Annotated in this window: 19 protein-coding genes and 4 tRNA genes; 16 read left to right on the top strand and 7 right to left on the bottom strand. The window is 57.8% G+C overall.

Annotated elements, in window-relative coordinates:
• Positions 1-22: 22 nt before the first annotated feature.
• A complete protein-coding gene (locus tag ACEN8Z_RS12150; RefSeq protein ID WP_495597803.1) occupies positions 23-772 on the top strand; it encodes a TerC family protein in 750 nt (249 codons plus the stop codon).
• A gap of 79 nt (positions 773-851) precedes the next feature.
• Here the strand turns inward: ACEN8Z_RS12150 and ACEN8Z_RS12155 are convergent, their stop codons facing one another.
• Positions 852-1,019 (bottom strand): hypothetical protein, encoded by a 168-nt coding sequence (locus ACEN8Z_RS12155; protein WP_495597804.1) that lies wholly within the window; start codon positions 1,017-1,019, stop codon positions 852-854.
• A 179-nt stretch (positions 1,020-1,198) separates the two neighbouring features.
• Here ACEN8Z_RS12155 and ACEN8Z_RS12160 point away from each other — a divergent pair, with 179 nt between their 5' ends.
• From ACEN8Z_RS12160 to ACEN8Z_RS12170, 3 genes are all read left to right on the top strand, one after another.
• Entirely contained in the window at positions 1,199-1,933 is a 735-nt protein-coding gene (locus ACEN8Z_RS12160) for a C39 family peptidase (protein ID WP_495597805.1), read from the top strand.
• 91 nt (positions 1,934-2,024) lie between these two features.
• Positions 2,025-2,231, top strand: coding sequence for a DUF6021 family protein (locus tag ACEN8Z_RS12165; RefSeq protein WP_007986494.1), 207 nt, complete (start codon positions 2,025-2,027; stop codon positions 2,229-2,231).
• A gap of 17 nt (positions 2,232-2,248) precedes the next feature.
• Positions 2,249-2,464 (top strand): hypothetical protein, encoded by a 216-nt coding sequence (locus ACEN8Z_RS12170; RefSeq protein WP_008001568.1) that lies wholly within the window; start codon positions 2,249-2,251, stop codon positions 2,462-2,464.
• Between the two features lie 57 nt (positions 2,465-2,521).
• Here ACEN8Z_RS12170 and pbpG read toward each other — a convergent pair whose 3' ends face one another.
• Together pbpG and folD are read right to left on the bottom strand one after the other, a co-directional pair.
• Positions 2,522-3,460, bottom strand: a complete 939-nt coding sequence (gene pbpG, locus ACEN8Z_RS12175) for a D-alanyl-D-alanine endopeptidase (RefSeq protein WP_495597806.1) — start codon at positions 3,458-3,460, stop codon at positions 2,522-2,524.
• A 237-nt stretch (positions 3,461-3,697) separates the two neighbouring features.
• Positions 3,698-4,552 (bottom strand): bifunctional methylenetetrahydrofolate dehydrogenase/methenyltetrahydrofolate cyclohydrolase FolD, encoded by an 855-nt coding sequence (gene folD / locus ACEN8Z_RS12180; RefSeq protein WP_495597807.1) that lies wholly within the window; start codon positions 4,550-4,552, stop codon positions 3,698-3,700.
• A 274-nt stretch (positions 4,553-4,826) separates the two neighbouring features.
• On the opposite strand from folD, the gene ACEN8Z_RS12185 reads away from it, so the two are divergent.
• The 12 genes from ACEN8Z_RS12185 to ACEN8Z_RS12240 all read left to right on the top strand — a co-directional run bounded on the left by ACEN8Z_RS12185 (position 4,827) and on the right by ACEN8Z_RS12240 (position 15,689).
• Positions 4,827-4,903, top strand: a tRNA-Arg gene (locus ACEN8Z_RS12185).
• 32 nt (positions 4,904-4,935) lie between these two features.
• A tRNA-His gene (locus ACEN8Z_RS12190) sits at positions 4,936-5,011 on the top strand.
• Positions 5,012-5,067: 56 nt separating this feature from the next.
• Positions 5,068-5,152 (top strand) — tRNA-Leu (locus tag ACEN8Z_RS12195).
• 77 nt (positions 5,153-5,229) lie between these two features.
• Positions 5,230-5,305 (top strand) — tRNA-His (locus ACEN8Z_RS12200).
• A gap of 386 nt (positions 5,306-5,691) precedes the next feature.
• Complete coding sequence (gene tig, locus ACEN8Z_RS12205) at positions 5,692-7,002, top strand: trigger factor (RefSeq protein WP_495597808.1); 1,311 nt, start codon at positions 5,692-5,694, stop codon at positions 7,000-7,002.
• 93 nt (positions 7,003-7,095) lie between these two features.
• Positions 7,096-7,731: an ATP-dependent Clp endopeptidase proteolytic subunit ClpP gene (gene clpP, locus ACEN8Z_RS12210; protein WP_008001573.1), complete on the top strand. Its 636-nt coding sequence runs from the start codon at positions 7,096-7,098 to the stop codon at positions 7,729-7,731.
• Positions 7,732-7,843: 112 nt separating this feature from the next.
• Positions 7,844-9,127 carry an ATP-dependent Clp protease ATP-binding subunit ClpX gene (clpX, locus tag ACEN8Z_RS12215; RefSeq protein WP_007982210.1) on the top strand — a complete coding sequence of 428 codons (1,284 nt, stop codon included), beginning with the start codon at positions 7,844-7,846 and terminating at the stop codon, positions 9,125-9,127.
• Positions 9,128-9,393: 266 nt separating this feature from the next.
• Positions 9,394-11,790, top strand: a complete 2,397-nt coding sequence (lon, locus tag ACEN8Z_RS12220; RefSeq protein WP_495597809.1) for an endopeptidase La — start codon at positions 9,394-9,396, stop codon at positions 11,788-11,790.
• A gap of 149 nt (positions 11,791-11,939) precedes the next feature.
• The gene (locus ACEN8Z_RS12225) at positions 11,940-12,212 is read left to right on the top strand and encodes an HU family DNA-binding protein (protein WP_002552737.1); all 273 of its coding nucleotides are present in this window, start codon (positions 11,940-11,942) and stop codon (positions 12,210-12,212) included.
• 233 nt (positions 12,213-12,445) lie between these two features.
• Complete coding sequence (locus tag ACEN8Z_RS12230) at positions 12,446-14,317, top strand: SurA N-terminal domain-containing protein (protein WP_495597810.1); 1,872 nt, start codon at positions 12,446-12,448, stop codon at positions 14,315-14,317.
• 203 nt (positions 14,318-14,520) lie between these two features.
• Positions 14,521-15,348, top strand: a complete 828-nt coding sequence (locus tag ACEN8Z_RS12235; protein ID WP_495597811.1) for a DUF2242 domain-containing protein — start codon at positions 14,521-14,523, stop codon at positions 15,346-15,348.
• Between the two features lie 194 nt (positions 15,349-15,542).
• Entirely contained in the window at positions 15,543-15,689 is a 147-nt protein-coding gene (locus ACEN8Z_RS12240) for a hypothetical protein (RefSeq protein WP_177323284.1), read from the top strand.
• 31 nt (positions 15,690-15,720) lie between these two features.
• Here ACEN8Z_RS12240 and ACEN8Z_RS12245 read toward each other — a convergent pair whose 3' ends face one another.
• The 4 genes from ACEN8Z_RS12245 to ACEN8Z_RS12260 form a co-directional block, all read right to left on the bottom strand.
• On the bottom strand, positions 15,721-16,761 hold the full coding sequence (locus ACEN8Z_RS12245; protein WP_495597812.1) for an AraC family transcriptional regulator: 1,041 nt from the start codon (positions 16,759-16,761) through the stop codon (positions 15,721-15,723).
• Positions 16,762-16,764: 3 nt separating this feature from the next.
• Positions 16,765-17,895, bottom strand: a complete 1,131-nt coding sequence (locus tag ACEN8Z_RS12250; RefSeq protein WP_495597813.1) for a carbon-nitrogen hydrolase family protein — start codon at positions 17,893-17,895, stop codon at positions 16,765-16,767.
• 235 nt (positions 17,896-18,130) lie between these two features.
• On the bottom strand, positions 18,131-19,459 hold the full coding sequence (locus ACEN8Z_RS12255) for a TolC family outer membrane protein (protein WP_495597814.1): 1,329 nt from the start codon (positions 19,457-19,459) through the stop codon (positions 18,131-18,133).
• 1 nt (position 19,460) lies between these two features.
• Positions 19,461-20,801 (bottom strand): HlyD family type I secretion periplasmic adaptor subunit, encoded by a 1,341-nt coding sequence (locus ACEN8Z_RS12260; protein ID WP_008001583.1) that lies wholly within the window; start codon positions 20,799-20,801, stop codon positions 19,461-19,463.
• Between the last annotated feature and the right edge of the window lie 5 nt (positions 20,802-20,806).

Genomic DNA, 20,806 nt, shown 5'->3' on the forward strand with positions numbered 1-20,806 from the left:
TACAACGAGTCAGGACTGACCCATGGACTACCTTTTACAACTTGCCGCCAGCCCCACAGCCTGGGTCGCCCTGGCCACCCTGGTGGTGATGGAAATCGTGCTCGGCATCGATAACCTGATCTTCATCTCGATCCTGACCAACAAACTGCCCGAGCAGCACCGGCAGAAGGCGCGACGCATCGGTATCGGCATGGCGCTGATCCTGCGACTCGGCCTGTTGAGCACCATCGCGTTCATCGTCCAGTTGACCGCGCCGGTGATCGAGATTCTCGGCCACGCGTTCTCCTGGAAAGACATGATCCTGATCGCCGGTGGCCTGTTCCTGTTGTGGAAGGCGACCACCGAGATCCATCACAGCATGGACCCGGACCCGGAAGATCCAACGTCGAAGACTTCGACCGTGGCCTTGGGCTTTGCTGCGGCGATCGGCCAGATCCTGATGCTGGACATGGTGTTTTCCATCGACAGCATCATCACCGCTGTCGGCATGACCGAGCACTTGCCGATCATGATCATCGCGGTGGTGGTATCGGTGCTGGTGATGTTGTTTGCGGCTGATCCGCTGGCCAGGTTCATCAACGACAACCCGACGGTGGTGATGCTGGCCCTGGGCTTCCTGATCATGATCGGCATGACGCTGATCGCCGAGGGCTTCGGCGCCCACGTGCCGAAAGGCTACGTCTATGCGGCCATGGCATTCTCGGCTTCGATCGAGGTGTTGAACATGATGTCCCGTCGCGCCAGGCAGAAGCGCGTAGCCACTGAGGCTTAACCGACACTGAAAGAAACGGCCGCCTGAACTCCAAGGAGTGCAGGCGGCCGTTTTTGTTGGTATCGGCTGAAAGTGTTCGTCAGTGAGCGTTGGCGTGTTGGCTCGGCGTCTTGTCCATTGCCGACGCAGGTGCTGGCTGAACAGGGTGATGGTGGCGGCGGGCAATACGCAGCACGCCCCACAGCATGGCGGCGGCTACCGCCAGCCAACTGCAAATCAACATCAAAATAATCATTGCCAGGCTCATCTGTGCCTCCTCTTTGCCCTGCTGCGGGCAAACACGCTTTGCTGCTGTCGCTTCAGAGAACAGTCTAGTCGTTGCTACATTTCAGGCTATTGACCGAAAGTCGTCTGTCACCAACCAGTTCGCTCTATCGAATGCACTCGACTGCCGTTTAGAGCTATACCGTAGCGGCGCGGCGACCTATGATCGACAACCTAGCCGGGAGTGGGGTTGCCTGGCGTCTGAACCTGAACAAGAGAGAGATGATGGTGCGGGTATTTTCTCGAATTTTGTCGGCCATGCTGATAGCCGGTTGCGTGGCCAGCCTGGCGGGCTGTGCCGGAAGCGTTGCGCCCGAGATCAAGCGTTTGCCGGAGCGTGTCGAACTCAGCGGTCGATTCTACCGGGGCGATGCCTATCAAAGCGGGCCGCAGGTGCTGGCCAGCATGCTGTCCCAGCAGGGCATCGTGATCACCCCGGGCTTGCTCGACAAGCCCTTGCATTTGCCGGGGGGCGAAGACCGGTTGCAACAAAACATGCAGAACCTGGCCCGCGAGTACGGGATGGTCGTTTATCCCGTCGACAGCAACCTTCCGGCGTTGTTGACGCAAGTCGCCGCCGGTTATCCGGTGATGGTGCGCTTCACTGAGGGCTCGGCCATGTGGGCCGAACCGCGTTATGCCATTCTTGCCGGTTACAACCGTCAGAAGCAGACGGTCCTGCTGCGCGCCGGAATGAATCGCCGCGAACTGATGAGCTTCAGCTCCTTCGAGTCGGCGTTCAAGGACGCCGGCGGCTGGGCCGTGCTGATCCAGAAGCCGACGCAAATCCCGGCCCAGGTCGATCAGCAGCGTTGGCTCAAGGCGGCCAACGATCTGGCTCAGGCCGGTCAGGAACAAGCGGCGACCAAGGCTAAAAAGGCATTGGCCGCGCAGTAAGCCCGTTGGTCACCCGACGGGCACCATTGTCCGTCGCCAGCCTCTGATCTATAACGACCTGCAACCATCGGTTCGAGATCAGGAGGTGCCCATGGCTCATCCCCCCACGCCTGTCGGCCCGCATTCATCTGAACATTCCTCCGGTGATGAACTGGGGTTCGACCCGGATTCCCCGGACCTTTCCGATCCGCAGGTTGATCCCGTCGGACCGGCCAAGGCACCGAGGGATGTGAAACCGGGCGACAACCCCAAGGCCCCGGCCAAACCCTACGATCCACTGGGCAATCTGAAACCCTAGGTCCAATGGAGGTGAGTATGTCTACCGATTCCAGTTTCGACGACAAGCGTCCGGAAACCGTTCCGACCACTCCCGAGCAGGACACGGACCCAGTGATGGATCCGGATAGCCCGATGCGCGATCCGCTGGCGCGGCCGACGGTGGTGCCGACCAAACATCCGCAGGACTGGCGAGACCCAAGCAAAGGTGATGGCATTCCGGATGATGACCAGATGCCTCTGCCCAACGATTAACAGCTGACGAAAAAAAGCCCCGAATGATCGGGGCTTTTGCCTGCTGTAGCTGCCTGCTTACTTCGAAGCTTCAATTACACCACTCTGGCGCTGCTTGAGGTTCTTGTCCGATTTGTACTGCAGGGCTGCAGAAGCCACATTGGCGCTCTTGCCAGTTTCGACCCAATTGCGGATGCGGGCAGCATCGGCAAAGTGTGTGTATTTGCCATAAGCGTCCAGGAGCACCAGGGCAACCGGACGGTTACTCATCCGGGTCACCAGCACCAAGCAGTGACCGGCTTCGTTGGTGAAACCGGTTTTCGTCAGTTGAATGTCCCAGTCCGGCTTGCGGACCAAATGGTCGGTGTTGCGAAAGCCCAGGCTGTAGTTGGGTTTACGGAACGAGACGGTTTTTTCCTTGGTCGTGCTCAGCTCTGTCAGCAACGGGTATTTGTGCGCGGCGATCAACAGCTTGCTCAGGTCGCGAGCGGTCGACACGTTGCGCGGGGAAAGACCAGTCGGCTCGACGAAATGCGTGTTGGTCATGCCCAGTGCCCGGGCCTTGGCATTCATTGCAGCAATGAACGCGGCATAGCCGCCCGGATAGTGGTGCGCCAGAGTCGCGGCGGCGCGGTTTTCCGAAGACATCAGGGCAATCAGCAGCATTTCCCGGCGCGGCAGTTCGCTGCGGAGCTTGACCCGGGAGAACACGCCTTTCATTTCCGGTGTGTCGCTGATGTTGACGTCGATGTATTCGTCCATGTTCTGCCGGGATTCAACCACGACCAGGCCAGTCATCAACTTACTGACGGAAGCGATCGGCACCACCACGTCAGGGTTGCTGGCATAGATGACTTTATTGGTCTGTATGTCCAGCAGTAAGGAACTGCCGGAAGCGAGCTTGAGTGTCTTCGTCTCTCGCGGCGCTGCGGTGGTCTCGTCAGCACTGGCGATTGGCGTGAGGAAAACCCCTGTAACTGCAAAAAATAGGCTCAGGATGGAAAGACGGATTTTCACGCTGGCAGACTCGTAAAGTGTTGATAAGCCGTTTTGTAACGGGCTATTTCGTAAAAAGCGCGACATTCTGGAGTATGGCTGAATAACTGTCGATGGTTGTTCAAGTAACAGGTGAAAGTCCTGAGAAACATGAAAAAAAAGTCATTTTCCGTCGGGTGGTCGAGCTTGTTTCGCAGGCAAAAAGAACCCCGCCAAGGGCGGGGTTCTTTGACTCGCTGTCAGCGTCTTCGTTGAAACTCAGCTGTGCAGGGTTTCAGCGGCGTACAGGGTGTTTTCCAGCAGGCAGGCACGGGTCATCGGGCCAACGCCACCCGGTACCGGAGTGATCCAGCCGGCGCGGGGCAGGGCGGTTTCGTAGATCACGTCACCGACCAGCTTGCCGTCGTCCTGACGGTTGATGCCGACATCGATCACGATCGCGCCTTCCTTGATCCATTCGCCCTTGACCAGGCCCGGCTTGCCGGCGGCGACGACGACCAGGTCCGCACGGCCGACATGGCCGGCCAGGTCCTTGGTAAAACGGTGGGTGACCGTCACGGTGCAACCGGCCAGCAGCAATTCCATCGCCATCGGGCGACCAACGATGTTGGACGCTCCGACGACCACGGCATTCATTCCGTAAAGATCGACGCCGGTGCTTTCCAGCAGGGTCATGATGCCTTTGGGGGTGCATGGGCGCAGCAGCGGGATACGCTGGGCCAGGCGACCGACGTTATAAGGATGGAAACCGTCGACGTCTTTGTCCGGACGAATGCGCTCCAGCAGTCTGGAGGCGTCCAGGTGTTCGGGAAGCGGAAGCTGAAGCAGAACGCCGTCGATTGCAGGATCGTCGTTCAGGCGATCGATCAGCTCGGAAAGCGCTTCTTGAGTGGTTTCGGAAGGCAGGTCATAAGCTTGGGATAGAAAGCCGACCTCTTCACAGTCTTTACGCTTGTGCGAGACATAAACCTGAGAGGCAGGATCGCTGCCGACCAGGATCACCGCAAGGCCGGGCGTGCGCAGGCCTTGCTGGCGACGCTCGGTGACACGTTGGGCGATCTGCTGGCGCAGGCTGGCGGCGATCGATTTGCCGTCGATTAGTTGTGCAGTCATTGCGCGTGATTAACCATCGAGAGGGGAAAAAAAGAGAACGCATTCTCGCATGTCATGCGGTGAGGGCAAAGGCGCTTGGTCTGCAAATTCCCCTAACTCCTTTAATTAAATGAATTTTTTTTAAAAAGGATTTGACGACCTTCAGGGGGCTCTATACTATTCGTCGCACTTGTCGGGCACAGCCTAGCACTGGTTAAGAAGGTCGAGCAGGATTACAGTTCTGCAAGGCTGGAAAGCACTTAGTTTGTAGTCCTCCAAGGTTACAGCTAACAAGGCGCCCGTAGCTCAGCTGGATAGAGCATCCGCCTTCTAAGCGGATGGTCGCAGGTTCGAGTCCTGCCGGGTGCGCCATTAGGCAGCATTGGCACAAGTAACGCGATATGGTGGGCGTAGCTCAGTTGGTAGAGCACGGGATTGTGACTCCCGTTGTCGTGGGTTCGATCCCCATCGTCCACCCCATATTTCGAAAGGCGCCAGATTAACAGTCTGGCGCCTTTGCTTTAACGGCTTCATCCGCGGATGTGGTGGAATTGGTAGACACACTGGATTTAGGTTCCAGCGCCGCGAGGCGTAAGAGTTCGAGTCTCTTCATCCGCACCAAATAAAGCTTCATTCAGGCTGTTGGCCTGGCTGGAGCTTGATAAAGAAGTTGTTTGGCTTCTTTAACAGGCAATATGGTGGGCGTAGCTCAGTTGGTAGAGCACGGGATTGTGACTCCCGTTGTCGTGGGTTCGATCCCCATCGTCCACCCCATATTTCGAAAGGCGCCAGATTGAAAAGTCTGGCGCCTTTTTTGTTTCAGCGGCTGCAGGTTTCGGGCCGCAGGGGCAGGGCGTTTCGTCGTATTTATGTTTCTCGATGATGCCGTCCTGTCCGCCGGCCTTGCTTGCGAGATCGGCTGTCAGGGAGATGATTGGCCACCTCCTCTATATATAGAAGGGTTGGCGCAGAGCCTTGGCGTGATTGGTTGTATTTGCCATCGGGGCGAGGTGCATCCGTGCATTCGCACCTATAAATTGCCTGCTGCTTTTTTACCCGTTTTCAGTAGGGTGACTTCTTGAGTTTGACCCACTAGAATGCATGCCCTTGATTCTGGGGTCGGAAACGGCCGGCTAACGTCTGTGCAACGAGGAATATCCATGCAAGTTTCTGTTGAAAATACTACTGCTCTTGAGCGCCGCATGAGCGTCACCGTGCCGGCTGAGCGCATCGAGAGCCAGGTCAACAAGCGTCTGCAGCAGACCGCCCAAAAGGCCAAGATTGCTGGCTTCCGTCCAGGCAAAGTGCCAATGAGCGAAATCAAGCGCCGTTTCGGTGCCGATGCTCGTCAGGAAGCTGTAGGCGACGTGATCCAGTCTTCCTTCTACGAAGCTGTGGTTGAGCAGAAGCTGAACCCGGCTGGTTCGCCTTCGATCGAGCCTAAATCCCTGGAAGCTGGCAAGGACCTGGAATACGTCGCTGTATTCGAAGTGTTCCCTGAGTTCACCGTTGCCGGTTTCGAAGGTATCACCGTCGAGCGCCTGAGCGCTGACGTAGCTGATGCCGATCTGGACAAGATGCTGGAAGTCCTGCGCAAGCAGAACACCCGTTTCGAAGCGGCCGATCGCGCTGCCCAGAACGAAGACCAGCTGAACATCGATTTCGTCGGCAAAGTCGACGGTGAAGTGTTCGCCGGCGGTTCCGCCAAGGGTACTCAGCTGGTTCTGGGTTCCGGCCGCATGATCCCTGGTTTCGAAGATGGCCTGGTTGGTGCAAAAGCCGGTGAAGAACGCGTTCTGAACCTGACTTTCCCTGAGGACTATCAGAACCTGGACCTGGCTGGCAAAACCGCTGAGTTCACCGTGACTGTAAATACCGTTTCCGAGCCAAAGCTGCCAGAACTGACCGAAGAATTCTTCGCTCAATTCGGCATCAAGGAAGCCGGTCTGGAAGGCTTCCGTGCCGAAGTTCGCAAGAACATGGAGCGCGAGCTGCGTCAGGCGATCAAATCCAAGGTCAAGAATCAGGTAATGGACGGTCTGCTGGCCACCAACCCGATCGAAGTGCCAAAGGCTCTGCTGTCCAACGAAGTTGACCGTCTGCGCGTGCAGGCTGTTCAGCAGTTCGGCGGCAACATCAAGCCAGACCAACTGCCGGCCGAGCTGTTCGAAGAACAAGCCAAGCGTCGCGTCGTGCTGGGCCTGATCGTGGCTGAAGTGGTCAAGCAATTCGACCTGAAGCCTGACGAAACCCGCGTTCGCGAGATGATTCAGGAAATGGCTTCGGCCTATCAGGAGCCTGAGCAGGTTGTGTCCTGGTACTACAAGAACGACCAGCAACTGAACGAAGTCCGTTCGGTTGTGCTGGAAGAGCAAGTTGTGGATACTGTTCTGCAGAAAGCTAGCGTGACCGACAAATCGGTCTCTTACGAAGAAGCGGTCAAGCCGGTAGAAGCACCACAAGCCGACTGATCACATTTGCAGTAAGAAGCAAACACCATAAGCCAGCCTTCGTGCTGGCTTATGCGTATTCAAGACATAACTATTTGGGAGTGACTGCAGAGCATGTTCCGTAATTCCTATATTCAGCAGAACTCTGATATCCAGGCCGCAGGCGGCCTGGTCCCGATGGTTGTCGAGCAGTCCGCTCGTGGCGAGCGCGCCTACGACATTTACTCGCGCCTGCTCAAGGAGCGAGTGATCTTTCTGGTTGGCCCGGTAGAGGACTACATGGCCAATCTGATCTGTGCGCAACTGCTGTTCCTTGAAGCGGAAAACCCGGACAAGGACATCCATCTCTATATCAACTCACCGGGCGGTTCGGTGACGGCGGGCATGTCGATCTACGACACCATGCAGTTCATCAAGCCCAACGTGGCGACCACCTGTATCGGTCAGGCGTGCAGCATGGGCGCGTTTCTGCTGACGGCCGGTGCCCCTGGCAAGCGTTACTGTCTGCCGAACTCGCGTGTGATGATTCACCAGCCACTGGGCGGTTTCCAGGGCCAGGCGTCGGATATCGAAATCCATGCCAAGGAAATCCTCTTTATCCGTGAGCGCCTCAACACGCTGATGGCCATGCATAGCGGGCGCACTCTTGAAGAAATCGAGCGCGATACCAACCGCGACAATTTCATGAGTGCAGAAGCCGCGCGTGAGTACGGGTTGATCGATGAAGTGATCACCCAGCGCCCTGCTTAAAATAAGCAGCTCAAAATAGGGTTGGTCGGCGGGTCCGATCACCTGCGGGCTTGAAAAAGCCCGCAATAGCCTTCATCTTGTGTTGCAAGCCTATCGGATTTGGATCGAACGAATGACTGACACCCGCAACGGCGAGGACAACGGCAAGCTGCTCTATTGCTCCTTCTGTGGCAAAAGCCAGCATGAAGTGCGCAAATTGATTGCCGGCCCCTCGGTCTTTATCTGCGACGAGTGCGTCGACCTGTGCAATGACATCATCCGCGAGGAGGTGCAGGAAGCACAGGCCGAAAGCAGCGCGCATAAATTGCCTTCGCCTAAAGAAATCAGCGGCATCCTTGATCAGTATGTGATTGGTCAGGAGCGTGCGAAAAAGGTTCTGGCCGTAGCGGTGTACAACCACTACAAGCGCCTGAATCAGCGTGACAAAAAGAATGACGACGTCGAACTCGGCAAGAGCAACATCCTGCTGATCGGCCCGACAGGCTCGGGTAAAACCCTGCTTGCCGAAACATTGGCCCGCTTGCTGAACGTTCCGTTCACCATTGCCGACGCAACCACCCTCACCGAGGCGGGTTACGTGGGTGAAGATGTCGAGAACATCATTCAGAAGCTGCTGCAGAAATGCGATTACGACGTGGAAAAAGCCCAGATGGGCATTGTCTACATCGATGAAATCGACAAGATTTCGCGCAAATCCGACAACCCGTCGATCACCCGGGACGTTTCCGGTGAAGGCGTGCAGCAGGCCCTGCTCAAGTTGATCGAAGGCACGGTCGCGTCCGTTCCGCCTCAAGGTGGTCGCAAGCATCCGCAGCAGGAATTCCTGCAGGTCGACACCCGTAACATCCTGTTCATCTGCGGCGGTGCGTTCTCCGGTCTGGAAAAGGTTATTCAAAACCGTTCCACCAAGGGCGGTATCGGTTTCAACGCGGAAGTGCGCAGCAAGGAAGAAGGCAAGAAAGTCGGTGAGTCCCTGCGTGAAGTCGAGCCTGACGATCTGGTCAAGTTCGGTCTGATCCCGGAATTCGTCGGTCGTCTGCCGGTGCTTGCGACGCTGGACGAGCTTGACGAGGCTGCGTTGATGCAGATCCTCACCGAGCCGAAAAATGCTCTGACCAAGCAGTATGCCAAGCTGTTCGAGATGGAAGGCGTTGATCTGGAATTCCGTTCCGACGCTCTGAAATCGGTCGCCAAGCGTGCCCTGGAGCGTAAAACCGGTGCCCGTGGCCTGCGTTCGATTCTCGAAGGTGTATTGCTCGACACTATGTATGAAATCCCCTCGCAATCCGAGGTGAGTAAAGTAGTGATCGATGAAAGCGTGATAGAAGGCAAGTCCAAGCCACTGTATATCTACGAAAACAGTGAGCCGACCGCCAAGGCCGCGCCAGACGCTTAAGCGTCACGCAGCTTGAATAAAGAAGGGGCCTTCGGGCCCCTTTGCTTTTGTGGGAGTTGGCCTGTCGGATCGCCGCACTGCAGCGAAGGCGCCCTGACAACCGATCTGATTTTCGGATGTGTCCGGGCCATCTCACGCGCTACCACCAGCTGCAATCTTTCAAGTGGTTCTTTTATCCGCTTGTTTTTTTCCAAGGCAGCCCCCATCTTGGTTTCAAGCTTACTTCCATCTGTTTACGGCCTTACGGCCGCCGTAGAGGCGAAATCATGAAGACAACCATCGAATTGCCTCTCCTGCCATTGCGTGATGTCGTGGTTTATCCGCACATGGTTATCCCGCTGTTCGTGGGGCGCGAGAAATCCATCGAAGCCCTCGAGGCCGCGATGACGGGTGACAAGCAGATTCTTCTGCTAGCCCAGAGAAACCCGGCTGATGACGATCCCGGTGAAGATGCCCTGTATCGCGTCGGTACAATTGCCACTGTTCTGCAGCTGCTGAAGCTGCCTGACGGAACGGTCAAGGTTCTGGTCGAAGGTGAGCAGCGGGGTGCCGTGGAGCGCTTCAGCGAAGTGGACGGTCACTGCCGTGCCGAGGTCTCCCTGATCGACGAAGTCGACGCGCCAGAGCGCGAGTCGGAAGTGTTCGTTCGCAGCCTGCTGTCGCAGTTCGAACAATATGTGCAGTTGGGCAAGAAAGTCCCGGCTGAAGTCCTGTCGTCGCTCAACAGCATCGACGAGCCTGGCCGCCTGGTGGACACCATGGCCGCGCACATGGCCCTGAAGATCGAACAGAAGCAGGAAATCCTCGAAATCATCGATTTGTCGGCCCGGGTCGAGCACGTTCTTGCGTTGCTGGATGCCGAGATCGATCTGCTGCAAGTCGAAAAACGCATTCGCGGCCGCGTCAAAAAGCAAATGGAGCGCAGCCAGCGCGAGTACTACCTGAATGAGCAGATGAAGGCCATTCAGAAAGAGCTCGGCGACAGTGACGAAGGTCACAATGAAGTCGAAGACCTGAAAAAGCGTATCGAAGCCGCCGGTCTGCCGAAAGATGCCCTGGCCAAGGCGACGGCCGAACTGAACAAGCTCAAGCAAATGTCGCCGATGTCCGCGGAAGCGACCGTGGTGCGTTCGTACATCGACTGGCTGGTTCAGGTGCCGTGGAAGGCCCAGAGCAAGGTACGCCTGGACCTGGCGCGTGCAGAAGACATTCTGGATGCCGACCACTACGGCCTGGAAGAAGTCAAGGAACGCATCCTCGAATACCTCGCCGTGCAAAAACGCGTGAAGAAAATTCGTGGTCCGGTGTTGTGCCTGGTGGGTCCTCCCGGGGTGGGTAAAACGTCCCTTGCGGAGTCGATCGCTCACGCTACCAACCGTAAATTCGTGCGCATGGCCCTCGGTGGTGTACGTGATGAAGCGGAAATTCGTGGCCATCGCCGTACTTACATCGGTTCGATGCCAGGAAGATTGATTCAAAAGATGACAAAGGTGGGTGTCCGCAACCCGCTGTTCCTGCTCGATGAAATCGACAAAATGGGCAGCGACATGCGTGGCGATCCGGCATCGGCGTTGCTGGAGGTGCTCGATCCCGAGCAGAACCACAACTTCAACGATCACTATCTGGAAGTCGATTACGACCTGTCCGATGTGATGTTCCTGTGCACCTCGAACTCGATGAACATCCCGCCGGCGTTGCTGGACCGGATGGAAGTGATCCGTCTGCCGGGCTACACCGAAGACGAGAAGATCAACATCGCCGTGAAGTACCTTTCGCCTAAGCAGATCACTGCCAACGGCTTGAAAAAAGGCGAGCTGGAATTCGACGCCGAAGCGATTCGCGACATCATTCGCTACTACACCCGCGAAGCCGGTGTGCGTGGGCTGGAGCGTCAGATTGCCAAGGTTTGCCGCAAGGCCGTCAAGGAACATGCGCTGGAAAAACGCTTCTCGGTGAAGGTCACTGCAGACATGCTGGAGCACTTCCTGGGTGTGCGAAAATTCCGCTACGGCCTGGCTGAGCAGCAGGATCAGATCGGCCAGGTGACCGGGCTGGCATGGACTCAGGTGGGCGGCGAACTGCTGACTATCGAAGCCGCTGTGGTGCCGGGCAAGGGCCAGTTGATCAAGACCGGCTCTCTGGGTGACGTGATGGTCGAGTCGATCACTGCTGCCTTGACTGTTGTTCGCAGCCGGGCGAAGAGCCTGGGCATTCCCCTGGACTTCCATGAGAAGCGCGACACGCACATCCACATGCCGGAAGGGGCAACTCCGAAGGACGGTCCTAGCGCCGGTGTAGGCATGTGCACGGCCCTGGTGTCGGCATTGACCGGCATTCCGGTACGCGCGGATGTCGCCATGACCGGCGAAATCACTTTGCGTGGTCAGGTGCTGGCCATTGGCGGCTTGAAAGAAAAACTGCTGGCTGCCCATCGTGGCGGAATCAAGACCGTGATCATTCCTGAAGAAAATGTGCGCGATCTCAAAGAGATTCCGGACAATATCAAGCAGGATCTACAGATTAAACCGGTTAAATGGATTGACGAGGTCCTGCAAATTGCGTTGCAATACGCGCCGGAGCCCTTGCCGGACGTGGCTCCGGAGATAGTCGCGAAGGATGAGAAGCGCGACGCAGATTCTAAGGAAAGAATTAGCACGCATTAGTACGTATTTGCCTGGGGGGCTTTCTTGACAGCTTTTTAGAGCCCTTGTTATAAAGCGGCTCTTAAGTGTCTGTAGGCCATTCAGCACTCGTTTTTGCTTTCACCAAAAAAACTTAGAATCATACTCAAATAGATATAAGGGGACTTAGAGTGAACAAGTCGGAACTGATTGATGCTATCGCTGCATCCGCTGATATCCCGAAAGCTGCTGCTGGCCGTGCGCTGGACGCTGTAATCGAATCCGTCACTGGCGCTCTCAAGGCTGGCGACTCTGTTGTTCTGGTTGGTTTCGGTACTTTCTCCGTAACTGATCGTCCAGCTCGCATTGGTCGTAACCCACAGACCGGTAAGACGCTGGAAATCGCAGCAGCCAAAAAACCAGGTTTCAAAGCCGGTAAAGCACTGAAAGAAGCTGTCAACTGAGTTCGATTCAGGTTTTTACCCATCCGGGTCGGGGTCATGCCTGACTTGGCAGCGGAGCGGCAGTCCTGACTGCAGGTCGCCGGTTCAAGACACCGAGGGTCGCCAGTTCGAGCCCTCGATCCGCTCCGCCAGTTACGAGAAGGCGCATCCTCGGATGCGCCTTTCTTCTATCCGGATTCTACCCACGCTCCACGGTTGCCTAATTTTGAAGTTCAACCGTTTCTGGGGGACGCATGCTGCAGAATATCAGGGACAATTCACAAGGCTGGATTGCCAAGACTATTATCGGGGTCATCGTTGTTCTGATGGCCTTGACCGGTTTCGACGCCATTTTCAAGGCCACGTCGCACAGTAATGATGCGGCCAAGGTCAACGGCGATGAAATCAGCCAGAACGAGCTGAGCCAGGCGGTCGATATGCAACGCCGTCAGCTCATGCAACAGCTGGGCAAGGATTTCGATGCTTCCTTGCTGGATGAAAAAATGTTGCGCGAATCGGCTCTCAAGGGCCTGATCGATCGCAAACTGCTGCTGCAAGGCGCCGAAAAATCGAAATTCGCTTTTTCCGAGGCGGCACTTGATCAGGTCATCCTGCAAACACCAGAGTTTCAGGTTGACGGCAAGTTCAGCTCCGAGCGTTTCGACCAGGTGATTCGCCAACTCGGCTATACCCGCATGCAATTCCGCCAGATGCTGGCCCAGGAAATGCTGATTGGTCAGCTGCGTGCCGGTCTGGCAGGTAGCGGTTTCGTGACCGATGCACAGGTGCTCGCGTTTGCCCGTCTGGAAAAACAGACCCGCGATTTCGCTTCGCTGAGCATCAAGGCTGACCCGGCGGCTGTGAAGCTGACCGACGAAGAGGTCAAGGCCTATTACGACGAACACGCCAAGGAATTCATGACGCCGGATCAGGTGATCATCGATTACCTCGAGTTGAAGAAGGCTTCCTTCTTCGATCAGGTCAGCGTCAGCGACGAAGACCTGCAAGCGGCCTATCAGAAAGAAATCGCGAACCTGTCCGAGCAACGCCGGGCTGCGCACATTCTGATTGAAGTGAACGACAAGACCACCGAGGCGCAAGCCAAGGCGAAAATCGAAGAGATCCAGGCCCGTCTGGCCAAGGGTGAGCAGTTCGAGGCACTGGCCAAGGAGTTCTCCCAGGATCCGGGTTCGGCGAACAACGGCGGTGACCTGGGTTATGCCGGTCCTGGCGTCTACGACCCGGCGTTCGAGAAAGCCCTGTATTCGTTGGCCAAGGACCAGGTGTCGGGGCCGGTTCGCACCGACTTCGGTTTCCACCTGATCAAGCTGTTGGGTGTGGAAGCACCTGAAGTGCCAACCTTCGCCAGCCTGAAGGACAAGCTGACCCGCGCTCTGAAAACCCAGCAGGTCGAGCAGCGCTTCGTTGAGGCGAGCAAGCAACTGGAAGACGCCTCGTTCGAAGCGTCCGATCTGGCTCAGCCAGCGCAGGACCTGAAACTGACCGTCCAAACCTCCAAGCCGTTCGGCCGTGAAGGTGGTGAGGGTATTGCAGCCAACCGTGCGGTGATCACTGCTGCGTTCAGCCCGGAAGTCCTGGATGAAGGCGCGAACAGCACAGCCATCGAGCTCGATCCGGAAACCGTGGTCGTGTTGCGTGCCAAGGAGCATTTGAAGCCTTCACAGCTGCCGCTGGAAAGCGTTTCTGCTGCGATCCGTGTGCAATTGGCCAAGGAACACGCCAGCGCCGATGCCAAGACCAAGGCTGAAGCCTTGATTGCAAGCCTGCGCGACGGCAAGACCCCGCTGGATAAGGCGATCGACGGCCAGGCCTGGAAAGTCACCGAAGCGGCGACTCGCGCTCAGGAAGGGGTCGACCCTGCCGTGCTGCAGGCGCTGTTCCGCATGGCGAAGCCCGCGGCCAAGGACAAGCCGACCTTCACCAGCGTGACGCTGACTGATGGCAGTCTGATGATCGTGCGCCTCAATGGCGTGAACGAAGCAGCGGCGCCGACCGAAGAGGAGAAAGCACAGTATCGTCGCTACCTCGCTTCTCGCATCGGCCAGCAAGACTTTGCGGCTTATCGCAAGCAGCTGGAAAGCCAGGCGGACATCAAGCGTTACTGATGCCTGACCAGGTTTAGTGCTGCACAGGAGACCCCGGCCGAAAAGCCGGGGTCTTTTTGTTTTGCCGTACGTCATTTGCTGCGGTGACTTTTGCGCAAAACCGGGGTCAATCAGCCTGTAACCGTTTTAAGACACAATCGATGCTCCGCTAAGCATCGATCTGTTGCACAATACGCCCCGAACCGTTTTCCTCAGGATGTTCAATGTTTAAATCATTTCCCATGCGGATTGTCGGCGTGGCTGCCGTACTGGCCGTAGCGGCCGGTTGTTCTTCGAACAAGGCCGCCATCTACGAGCATGAGAACTTCGACGATTCCGGAACCTTCTCCCGCAACTATCCGGTAACGGATACGCAGAGCTGTGAAGCCGCCCGTCGCGCCTTGCTCAGTCAGGGCTACATCATTACCAGCAATGACTCGAAGCTGGTCAGCGGTCACAAGAGCTTTCAGCAGACCGGCGAAAACCACATGGAGATCAGCTTCAGTGTGGTCTGTACCGATGACGGTAGCGAAGGGCACCACGCGACTGTGTTCGCCAACGCCCTGCAGGATCGTTATGCGCTGAAGAAAACCAACAACTCCGCCAGTCTCGGTGTGGGTGTGCTGGGCTCGGTGTCGATGCCGATTGGTTCGTCGGACGATTCGATGGTCAAGGTGGCCAGCGAAACCGTATCGTCTGCCAAGTTCTACGAGCGTTTCTTCGCACTGGTCGAACTGTTCCTGCCGCCGGAAGCGAAAAAGGCTGCGCACATCACCGAAAAGCCGAAAACAGACCTGGGCGTGCCTGAAGCCAAGGTAGCGCCGGCTCCCCTGGCGCCCGCCGCGACCACTGCGCCGACCGCAGAGCCAGCCCCGGCACCCGCTCCTACGGCCTCTGAACCGGTCGCGCCACCGCCTGAAGCGGCACCGATTACCCCGGTTCAGAACATGGATCCGGCACCGTCGGTAGAAATCATCACACCGCCGGTGAACCCGACAGACATGCCGCCGCCGAGCGAGGCGATTCCGGCGATACCTGTCTCCGGCCAGTGATTGATCGCGTTACGGGATCGGCCAACGAGTAACGATCCCGTAGCGAGCGCATCGATTGATCGGTGTCAAACAAGGCCGCTGTCCTGCGGCCTCCCGCGAAAAAATCAATGATAAATTCCTGACCAACTGCTACGTTTTATTCAGTAGCGACGGAGTGTCGTGCCCGCGTCATTTTTCTTTCACGCGGGCACTTTATGCTCAAGGCATTGGTCATTTATTCAGACGTTTTTCAATACGGTTCGGGAGATTCAAAAATGGACGATTATCAAGAAGAGCTGCTCGAGTACCAGGCGTTCGAACTGGACCCGCCGGAGCCCGCAGAAGACGCCACTGAGCTCTAAAACTCCAACTTGTCGCTTGCAGCCAGAAGCTTCAGGCTGTTTTTCTATGGCTGCGGCGAAACTCGCCGGGTGTCTGCCCGTTCCAGCGTTTGAACGCACGTTGAAACGCTTCGGCTGAAGCAAAGCCCAGCAGGTAGGCGATCTCTCCGAACGCCAGTTCGGTGTCGCGTATGTAAGTCATGGCCAGGTCGCGACGGGTGTCGTTGAGAATGGCACGAAATTGTGTGCCTTCATCGGCGAGCTTGCGGCGCAAGGTCCAGGTGGGCAGCTTCAGGCGTGCCGCCACCTCTTGCAAGTCGGGCTCCCGACCACCATTGAGCAAGGGTCCCAGCAGCGCGATGATCCGTTCACGCAGGCTGCGGGTGCGTGTCAGTTGTTCCAGTTCCCGCTCACACAATTGCAGCAAATGCCGCCAGGTGCTCGGGCAATGCTCGGGGTTGCGTTGGGCGAGACTTGCCAGGCTCAAGCGCAGTTGATTGCGTTCGCCGCCAAACTGAATCGGACAGTCACCCAAAACGTCATAGGCCGCACGGTAACCGGGCTCTTCGAATTCGATCTCGATGCGTTCGGCGCGCAGCGGGGCAGGGCTGACACTGGACAATTGCTGCAACCAGCTGGCGATGATCGAATCCACCACAAAGCGGTTGTAGGCGTTATAGGGGCTGATCGAATAGAAACGCAGCCAGGCGCCCTGGGCGTCTTCGTGAAAGCTTGATTGACCCCGATAGTTCGAACCATACAAGGCTTCGAACCGAATCAGGCAGCGCGCGGCTTCACGTACGGTCGGCGCCTGGGCGGCAGTGACCCCTGCGAGGCCGATCTGGCTCAGGCGACTGAGCTGACCCATGCGCAAGCCAAGGGCCGGGTTGTCGGTCAGCTGAATGGCGCTGTGGCCCAGGCGCATGTAGCGCGGTATCGACAGCCGGGCACCGGCTTCGCTCAGGCGCGCTGCATCGAGGCCGTATTGATCGAGCAGTGGCTGCGGATCGATACCATGACTGCGCACGGCATCGGCCAGGCTATGAACAAAGCCCACCGACAGATCGCCGAGGCGCATCGGCTGCGGTTTCATGGTTTACAGCCAGAGGTTCAGCAAACGCGCACCCAGTGCGTTGCCGTCGGCAAAATGCTGGCCGTTGCTGCTGAGGAAGCTTTGCCCGGCGCTGCCCTGATCCCAAAACTGACCCCGCAGGAACACACTCATGCCAGCGACAGCCTGACTGGCCGGTATCCGGGTAGTGAGGGTCAGGCGCTGCCAGGCCTGACCTTCACTGACTTCTCCTGGCTTCAAATTGACCGAGGCCGGCTCCGGCAAACCCCTGTAGCCGCGCCACGGTTGATCCCAGGTGCCACGGCCGGCAACAAAGGCCGGTACTGCAACCAGCTTTACGCTTTGGTCGTTGAGCTTGAGGTAATTTTCCGGGTACCAGCTGTCGTGGCCGATCAATACGCCCAGCCTTCCTGCGGGGGTATCAACGACGTTGAGCGAGTGCTCGCCGTTCGCCTTGATCCCGCTCTGTCCTGCGAAGAACGGATGCATCTGGCGCTGGGGCTGGCCGATCGGCAGGCCTTCGCTGTTGAACACCACGCTGCTGTTGTACAGCGCGCCACGGCCGATTTTCAAGGTGCCGTCGACGATGTTCGGTTCGGGCAGCACGATGGAGCCGGCCACCAGCGTCACGTGGAATTCCCTGGCCAGCCCTCCGAACAATGCCTGGTAGTCCCTGGCCATCGCCTTGGCTTTCATGCGCAGGTGGGCATCGTCCAGACGGTTGCCACCCTCGGCGCTGATCAATGCCTTGGCGAACTTCAGGGGATTGCTCACTGCCAGCCAGTTCATGGCCTCCTTGAGGGTGCTGGCCTGATACAACTCATCCTTCTCGCCGCTGACCATCAACCAGGTACCGATGTGTTCCGGCAATACGACGACGGTCTTGCCGTTCAACAGACCCTGGTCCCGGGCTGCTTGCAGATAGGCCGCGAGTTTGCGGTGCAAACGCTCGGGGCTTTGATAATCGGTAGGAAACAGTTCGGGCTGGATGCCCAAGAGATTGCCACGGTCCGCAGGCGTACCCTGGTCGACAGCCAGGTTGATCCGCAGGTCCGAAAGGTAATGACCCACCGGCCGGTCCGCGGCCCACATCGCGTAGGTCGTGAGGGCGGCGAGCAACGCCATGGAAAATGTCAGGTACAAAAGTTTGCGCATGGGGACACAGTTTACAGCCTGGAGCTGGGCGTGGCTTTTCATTTGGAATCGGATCGAGCATAAAGGGAATCAACGGCTTAGTGGGCAAATTTCAACGCTGACGGTTTTTTCGCGGTCGGCTGCCTATCTGCTTCGAGATCCGGCAATGAATGACCGGACAAAACGCGAGGGGAATTGACGGGGAGGGGGCGTGCCGGTCAGCCATCATTTGGCTAGACCGGCCGGCAGGTGAACGTTAGTTGGTGACCAGCAGTTCCGGGCCGAGGTAGTCGTTGATCTGGTTGATATCGTCGTCGCCCAGGCTGCCCACTGAAGAGGCCAGGCGCAGGCGCGACATCAAATAGCGTATCTTGGCCTCGAACAGATCGTGGCGCGCAACGAAGAGCAGCTCTTCGGCATTGAGGACGTCCGAGTTGGTGCTGGTGCCGCCCTCTTTGAAGCCCTTGCGTGACGATGCCAGTGAGCGTTCGTTGGACTCCACGGCCTTCTCCAGTGCGCGAATGCGTTTGGCGCCGCTCAGTATGCCTTGATACTCACGGGTGGTTTCGGTGATGACTTCCTGTCGCGCGGCGTCGAGTTCGTCCATGGCCTTATCGCTATTGGCACTGGCCTGGCGTGTCAACGCGCTGACGCCGCCACCGCTGTACAGCGGGATATTGACTTCCAGCCCGATTGAGCCGTAGTGGTTGCGTTGATTCAACTCGGAGAGCGACTGGCTCTCACCCGCGGTGTAGCCGGCAATGAAATCCAGTGTTGGCCAGTGGCCGGCACTGGCACGCTTCACTTCTTCTGCTGCGAGGTCGCTGCTGTAACGGCGCGCATGGATCAGCGGGCTATCGGTCTGGGCTTTGACCAACCAGTCCTGCAGGTTGCTCGGTAGCAGCGGTGGTGTATCGAAGCTCGGACGCAAGGTGGTCAGTGACTCGGGGGTTTCACCGATGTATTCCTCAAGCTTGCGGCGCGCGTTGATCAGGTTGTCTTGCGCTTCGATCAGCTCGGCTTCAGCGAGGTCGCGGCGAGCGGCCGACTCGTCGATGTCGGTGACGGTGCCGGCCCCCAGCTCCATGCGCCGCTTCGCCGAAGCGAGTTGCTCTTCGAAGGCGGTCAGCTTGGACTTGGCCAGGACGATGGTTTCGCTGGCCAGGAGCACATCGAAATAGCTTTCGGACAAGCGCACCGCGGCGTCCTGGGTCTTGGCATCGAATACCGCGATGCTGTAGTCGGCACGCTGCTGACCCTGGCGGTACTCAGCCATCTTCTGTTTGTTGAACAGCGGCTGGCGCAGGCGCACGTTAGCGCCCTTGGAGTCGTAATGGAGATCTCTGTCGATGCCGCTCTGGCTTTGGGAGCCATTGACCTTGTTGTGGTAGCCCGAGGCATTGATCTGCGGTAGCAGGCCGGCCTTGCCGATGGCGCGGTTTTCCTGGCCAGCCTCTTTTTCATGCACGGAGGCCTGGTAGATAGGGCCCTGGAATTGCAACAGATCCCAGGCTTGTTTGAGGTCCATGGCACCAGCCGGCAGGGACAGCCCCAGCAGGCAGAAGAACAGGCAACGACGTTCCATCTCATTGTTCCTTGAATGAGCTGTCCACACGATCAAGCATTGGTTTAAGAAGATAGCTGATCATGTTGCGTTCGCCGGTTTTTATGGTGACGCTGGCGGGCATGCCGGGGCGAATGTGGTTGCTGCCAAGCAGGCCCATTCCATCGGGCGTGACCTCCACCTGAGCCAGATAGAACGGTTGCTTGCTTTCCTCGTCCATCAGGCGGTCGGCGGAGATGGTCTTCACGCGGCCGGGGATGTTTGGCGTCCTGGCATGGTTGAAGGCCGGGAAGGAAATGTCCACGGGCAGGCCTGGGACCATCTTGTCGATGGCCTGCACGGGAATCATTGCGTCGACCTGCAGCGGCTCGTTGACCGGAACGATTTCCATAATCTTGAAGCCAGGCTGAATGACCCCGCCAACGGTGGCAATGCTCAGGCCCTGGACCATGCCATCGATCGGCGAACGAATCACCGTATGGGTCACTTCATAGTCCAGCGCGCGCAAGCGGTCGGCCAGGGTGGTGTTTTCCTTGGCGGTGTCGGTCAGTTGCGATTCGACTTCCTTCAGGTAATCGTGCTGGCGCTGCAGGATGCGCAGCTTGATTTCAGTGGTCTGGCTACGCACGCGGGCGATGTTGTTGAGGTTCTCGGCCTGGCCGGCGGAGAGCTCGGCATTGCTGCGTTCCAGCTCAAGCAGGCGGTTGCGCGGCACATAGCCTTCGGCGGTGAGCACGCGGGTGCCTTGCAGTTCCTGGTTGAGGAAGCTGATCTGCGAGGCGCGGGCGCTATAGACCTGCTGCAGGCCCTTGAGCTGCACCGCCGACGCCGCCAGGTTCTCCTGCAGTATGCTGATTTCGCCAGCGAGACCGGCGCGCCGAGTGTCCAGCAGACGCTGTTGCAAGTCCATGGCGGCCGCCAGGCGCTGGTCATCCCCGAAGCGCTTGAGCAACTCGGGGTCGAAGTTCACTACATCGCGGCCGTCACGTTCCGCTTCCAGGCGGTTTTCCACCGTCTTGCTGACGATGTACTGGGCGCTGACCGCACCCTGTTCGGAAACGGCATGCAACGAATCGAGACGGACCACCTCCTGACCTTTTTTCACCACATCGCCTTCGCGAACGAGAATGGCGTCCACGGTACCGCCGGTGAGGTGCTGCACGGCTTTGCGATTGTTGGTGACTTTGACCGTGCCTGTCGCGACCACGCCGGCATCCAGTGGCGCCAGCCAGGACCACAGGAGGAAGCCGCCGAAGCCGGCGAGCACCAGCCACACGCCCCATCGCGCGGGTTTACCGACGTCCAGATCTACCATGCTTCTGGTATCGGCTTTGATCATCTCGGTGTGTTGGCTCATTTGCATGATCG

Source organism: Pseudomonas sp. Pseusp10 (assembly GCF_059492225.1).